The sequence below is a fragment of the Bacteroides sp. 3_1_13 genome, from assembly GCF_001185845.1.
GTDB lineage: Bacteria > Bacteroidota > Bacteroidia > Bacteroidales > Bacteroidaceae > Bacteroides > Bacteroides xylanisolvens.
On the sequence record NZ_KQ236964.1, the window covers coordinates 1 to 4,651 of the forward strand.

At 38.3% G+C, this 4,651-nt stretch carries 7 protein-coding genes; 2 read left to right on the top strand and 5 right to left on the bottom strand.

What is annotated here, in order from left to right; genetic code table 11:
* The first annotated feature begins 84 nt into the window (after positions 1-84).
* Positions 85-282 (top strand): hypothetical protein, encoded by a 198-nt coding sequence (locus tag HMPREF9009_RS24625; protein WP_007564664.1) that lies wholly within the window; start codon positions 85-87, stop codon positions 280-282.
* 344 nt (positions 283-626) lie between these two features.
* Here the strand turns inward: HMPREF9009_RS24625 and HMPREF9009_RS24630 are convergent, their stop codons facing one another.
* Genes HMPREF9009_RS24630 through HMPREF9009_RS26070 form a run of 3 tightly spaced genes read right to left on the bottom strand, consistent with a single transcriptional unit; the run spans position 627 to position 1,721 of the window.
* The gene (locus tag HMPREF9009_RS24630) at positions 627-1,109 is read right to left on the bottom strand and encodes a DUF3990 domain-containing protein (RefSeq protein ID WP_005868753.1); all 483 of its coding nucleotides are present in this window, start codon (positions 1,107-1,109) and stop codon (positions 627-629) included.
* Positions 1,106-1,555: a DUF3791 domain-containing protein gene (locus tag HMPREF9009_RS24635; RefSeq protein WP_005868755.1), complete on the bottom strand. Its 450-nt coding sequence runs from the start codon at positions 1,553-1,555 to the stop codon at positions 1,106-1,108. The genes HMPREF9009_RS24630 and HMPREF9009_RS24635 overlap by 4 nt, the downstream gene beginning before the upstream one ends.
* A 13-nt stretch (positions 1,556-1,568) precedes the next feature.
* Positions 1,569-1,721, bottom strand: a complete 153-nt coding sequence (locus HMPREF9009_RS26070) for a hypothetical protein (protein WP_005868757.1) — start codon at positions 1,719-1,721, stop codon at positions 1,569-1,571.
* Between the two features lie 270 nt (positions 1,722-1,991).
* Between HMPREF9009_RS26070 and HMPREF9009_RS24640 the strand changes: the two genes are divergently transcribed.
* On the top strand, positions 1,992-3,155 hold the full coding sequence (locus HMPREF9009_RS24640; RefSeq protein WP_005868407.1) for an IS4 family transposase: 1,164 nt from the start codon (positions 1,992-1,994) through the stop codon (positions 3,153-3,155).
* A gap of 193 nt (positions 3,156-3,348) precedes the next feature.
* Here the strand turns inward: HMPREF9009_RS24640 and HMPREF9009_RS24645 are convergent, their stop codons facing one another.
* The gene (locus HMPREF9009_RS24645) at positions 3,349-3,963 is read right to left on the bottom strand and encodes an SLOG family protein (protein WP_005868759.1); all 615 of its coding nucleotides are present in this window, start codon (positions 3,961-3,963) and stop codon (positions 3,349-3,351) included.
* 1 nt (position 3,964) lies between these two features.
* Positions 3,965-4,531 (bottom strand): phosphoribosyltransferase, encoded by a 567-nt coding sequence (locus tag HMPREF9009_RS24650; protein WP_005868760.1) that lies wholly within the window; start codon positions 4,529-4,531, stop codon positions 3,965-3,967.
* Positions 4,532-4,651: the final 120 nt, after the last annotated feature.

The following is a 4,651-nucleotide window of genomic DNA, read 5'->3' on the forward strand; positions in this document are numbered from 1 at the left end:
CCCGTAAAAGGGGTTAGCAACAATCTATATTTGCAACGGAAAATGATTTGACTTCCCTAAAAAATGATATGAAAAAGACAAAACTTGAAAATCAGTAACAGGTTTGGAAAGGATGCAAAAAACAACCGGTTAGACAGCAAGCATGGCACATCCCGAAAAGATGGTCAGCCGCCTATCGACACACCGGAAGAAACATCTGCAATTCCTTTTAAAAAAATGAAGCCGAAGAATGAAGCATATCATATTCCACGTATCGAAAAAAGTGACTGCACGATAAAATGAAAAGCTGCAACGGAAGAACTGACTTGCGGATTCTGCGGGAGAACATAACCACACAGGCATACAGCCACTACACCTGTTTCCAATAAAAGAAGATTACACCACCGGAAAAGCAGAAAGGCTCCACTCGGAGAAAAGCAAGCAAACGATTGAAGCGGACTGCCGATTTGGCAGCGAAATATCCAACTACCTATCTACAGCCCTAAAAGGCTAGGACATATGGGTAAGCAACAGACTGCCGGGCAGTCACTCCGCTGAAAGGGTGGGTGGGAAAAAACTAAGTGGACGCAAAAAACAACCTTACCATTGGGGGATAAACTTCCCCCTATTTTCACTTCACATATTCTTTACCCCACTTCAATTGATTCAACAAACTTCAACAACAAAGCGACTGTTACCGTATGAAATGAAAGCTGATTGAACAACTTATGCGCTTTCAGCATCTCAATAGCGGCTTCAGCCGTAACAACTCTCTGTTCATAAAGCCGAATTGTCGCATATAACTGGTCATTTGCGACAGGCCCCATTATTAGGTCATAGTCACCGTTTTCTCTTCCTCTGCGGTTGTTGACAACAAACTCCAGCCATTCTTTTGTCGCACCCATAAACCGAAGAACCGGATATTCCCTATCAAGAATATCATCGGGAACTTCATAAACAGAGACGATTGCTTTTTCGCTCTGTTCCCTGTTCTTCTTCAACAAAGCCCATTTTTTTGCTTGTTCAAAGTTGGTTGTCGTATAAAATCCCTTCCCAAAGTCCGTAGCCTTCCGTCCTTTCTGTATATTAGGGCGTTTCACGGTAACTGTAGATCCATGAAATAGTCTCATTTTCTTTTATTGATATAAGTCGTTATAGTATCTAATATATATTCGGGGTCTTGGGTATGAAGCATTTCAAAAGTCTCATCCAAAAAATCAAAAACCCCATAGTCCGAAAACAACAACAAGGTTTCTTCCGCACTTTGTTTCTTTTCCTCCCTATAATTCTCAATGCAGAACATCTTGAAAAGCAGGATCTTCGTGTCACCGTTATACCGTCGTTTTTCTTCTGTTTTTTCCTTCTCCAATGTTTCATAAAGCGACAATGTACTTGAATACCATAACTTGGTACTCTTATCCAGCAAAGATTTATACAACTTGGAAGAATATATATAATACAGTGCATCGCCTAAAGGCAATGCCTTTTTCTTCATGACCAGTTCTACCAGCTCTCTCATCACGAATGGGAGCATGGTTGAGTCAAGTTCTCCTTGATTTTTATGAGTAATTTCCATATTCTTGTTGTTATTACTTTAGCATATTTTCGAAAACACCTTCTTCACAGTTCTTTATACACACCTGACACTCGGCCACCACTTCTCTTAATATTCGGGCACATTCTTCATTCGAATGCCCTTGCAGTAATTCATAGGCATATCGCATCAGTTCATTAGCTTCCATTGTTTCCATCCTTATCAATAATATTCAAGTTCATCATTATTTTCTGCAACGACTCCATATTTGGAGTTCCTAACCAACACACACCTATGCAAAAGGTCATATTGTTTTCTGTATCTGAAAAACGCATATTGTTTTACCTTTTACAAACATTGTTGTCCCATTAAAATCTAAAAGAGTTCTTTGAAATATTTGAAATTTAGTTAGTTACAGCGATTTTCCGAGCGAACGGACTTGAATTTGTAGCTTTGCATCAGATTAATCCGATGGCATATGTTCCAAGACAAATACGTTTTCGCTCAATTGGCTTCATTTCTGAATCGAAGTAAGTTTAACCGCATAGTCACCAAGTATGATGGTGATAAATATGTGAAGCACTTCACCTGCTGGAATCAACTACTTGCTTTGATGTTTGGTCAACTTTCTAATCGTGAAAGTCTGCGAGATTTGATAGTTGCTCTTGAAGCTCATCATTCCAAATGTTATCATTTAGGAATGGGTAAAAATGTATCAAAGTCATCGCTGGCAAGAGCAAATCAAGATAGAGACTATCACATCTTTGAAGAATATGCTTACTACCTGGTTAGCGAAGCACGACAAAAGTGTGCTAATCATATTTTCAAACTTGGCGGTAACGTTTATGCTTTCGATTCGACTACTATTGACCTGTGCCTTTCAGTCTTTTGGTGGGCAAAATTCCGCAAAAAGAAAGGTGGTATCAAAGTGCATACATTATATGATGTGGAAACACAGATTCCTGCATTCTTTCATATCACGGAAGCATCCGTACACGATTCTAAAGTTATGATTGAAATTCCTTATGAACCAAGCTCTTATTACATCTTTGACCGCGGTTATAACAACTTCAAAATACTGTATAAAATTCATCAAATTGAAGCCTACTTTGTTGTCAGAGCAAAAAAGAATCTCGGGTACAAATCCATCCAATGGAAACGTAGGCTGCCTAAGAATGTGCTTTCAGACGCAAGTGTATTTCTGACAGGATTCTATCCTAAACAATATTATCCAGAGCCACTTAGATTGGTTAAATATTGGGATGAAGAACAAGAACGAGAATTTACATTCATAACCAATGCGATGCATATATCTGCGCTTCAAGTTGCTGAACTTTATAAAAATCGCTGGCAGGTAGAGCTGTTTTTCAAATGGCTCAAGCAGCACCTTAAAATCAAAAGATTTTGGGGAACTACAGAGAATGCTGTTCGAATACAGATATATGCTGCTATATGCGCTTACTGTTTGGTGGCAATCATTCAACACGATATGCAACTGAACAGAAGTACATATGAAGTGTTACAAATACTGAGCATCTCATTGACTGATAAGACTCATCTGAGAGACCTCTTTGATAAAACTAAATTTCAAAATGACAAAGAACGATTCGGACCAAATGGGCCAAGTTTATTTAATTTTTAATTCGTCCCAATTTTAATGGGACACTAATGTTTTACAAAGGTAAAACAATTAAGTAAAATTCATCTATCATTGCTTTTCATATTTATTGTGTCTTTCTCTTTTGCATCGGAAGTATTAGCACTTACAGCAACCAGACTGTATGACATCGCCACGTTTGATCATACCGCTGGAAAACAACGATATACAATCTGAATCAAAACAGATTGTATATCACCAATTTCTTTTTTTGTGCCTTGTTAAACGTATAAGAAGTTCCTCCGGCAGATTTTCCATCCCAATAGGCAATCAGCCTACAGGCGTGTGAAATCATGTAATCATTACGGTGGGCATAGCATTGGGCATAATAATATTCGGATAGAACTACCACCTTGTCGGCTTGGCGCAAAATATCAGCATACCTCTGTTTGTCCTCTTTGTTGAAATACACATCTTGCCCGACATAAGGAACAACCGCCACCAAAACCATATCGGGATATTGTTTCCTTTGTTCAAGTACGGTATGAGCAGCCATCATGTCAAATCCAACCGCACAACCAATATAGAAAAAACGGATTCCATTCTCATAGCAGAAACGTACCTCTTCATTCAACGATACGGACAAAGCATATTTATTTGTTCGTATCGTTCTATGACCGGTAAAAGCAACGGACATCATTTTCATCCATTTATCACGTGCCTTTCTACATATATCCAACGAACCTGCCGAAGTTTCATACACCATTCCATTCACCTCATAACGATAAGTGAACCAAGTAGTATCTCCAAAGATATCCTTCTGCTTCTCTATATAACTCTCTTTTTCTTTCATCTTATAACATACGGACAACTGTTTTACCTAAAAAGAAACCTCCCAAAACCTCACCTCCTATTTTTTCCAACTGACATGCGAAACGAGCATACGAAAACCCTTTTGTTAAAATATCGTCAAATACCAAGATTTTCTTACCCCGAAAAAAGTCCTTGTCAAATTCTATCACTTGTACTTTTTGAAGCGACTTGCTGTCAAATTTCTCGTGAATAGCCAAACGATCTCCACTGACACGTATATGTTCATACGCATTGATAGCACCTGAAAACTTACACACAGCCGAAGCAAACCCCTTATAACGAAGTTCATTCTTATCAGCGGAAGAAGCCGGAACACAAGCAAAAACAATATTCTTAACATCATCACCAAAAACTTGATGTAACTTATTCGCTATCATCCAAGCTATATTCAAATAAGCTTTTCCATCCTTAAAACTCCATATCATCTTACGAATTTGCCATTCTCTTTCCGTTGCCTGCCGATATTGCATAGGAAGATACTCAAAGAAAGAAAACATCATCTTATGCCATTGTCTGTCTAAACTAGGATATTTACTCTGATGTGCCATAGTCTTTTATCTATTAAAATTAAACTTATGCTTCAGCTAGATTTAAAGACCTTTTTTTAAACCCCTTTCCGGGATGGCCTTTTCTTTCTGCCGACTTTTTTTTTGAGCTTTCATGCCCCA

Coding starts and splice junctions, on each gene's coding strand:
- HMPREF9009_RS24630 (WP_005868753.1), bottom strand. CDS start 1,109: ATGAGACTATTTCATGGATCTACAGTTACCGTGAAACGCCCTAATATA.
- HMPREF9009_RS24635 (WP_005868755.1), bottom strand. CDS start 1,555: ATGGAAATTACTCATAAAAATCAAGGAGAACTTGACTCAACCATGCTC.
- HMPREF9009_RS26070 (WP_005868757.1), bottom strand. CDS start 1,721: ATGGAAGCTAATGAACTGATGCGATATGCCTATGAATTACTGCAAGGG.
- HMPREF9009_RS24640 (WP_005868407.1), top strand. CDS start 1,992: ATGTTCCAAGACAAATACGTTTTCGCTCAATTGGCTTCATTTCTGAAT.
- HMPREF9009_RS24645 (WP_005868759.1), bottom strand. CDS start 3,963: ATGAAAGAAAAAGAGAGTTATATAGAGAAGCAGAAGGATATCTTTGGA.
- HMPREF9009_RS24650 (WP_005868760.1), bottom strand. CDS start 4,531: ATGGCACATCAGAGTAAATATCCTAGTTTAGACAGACAATGGCATAAG.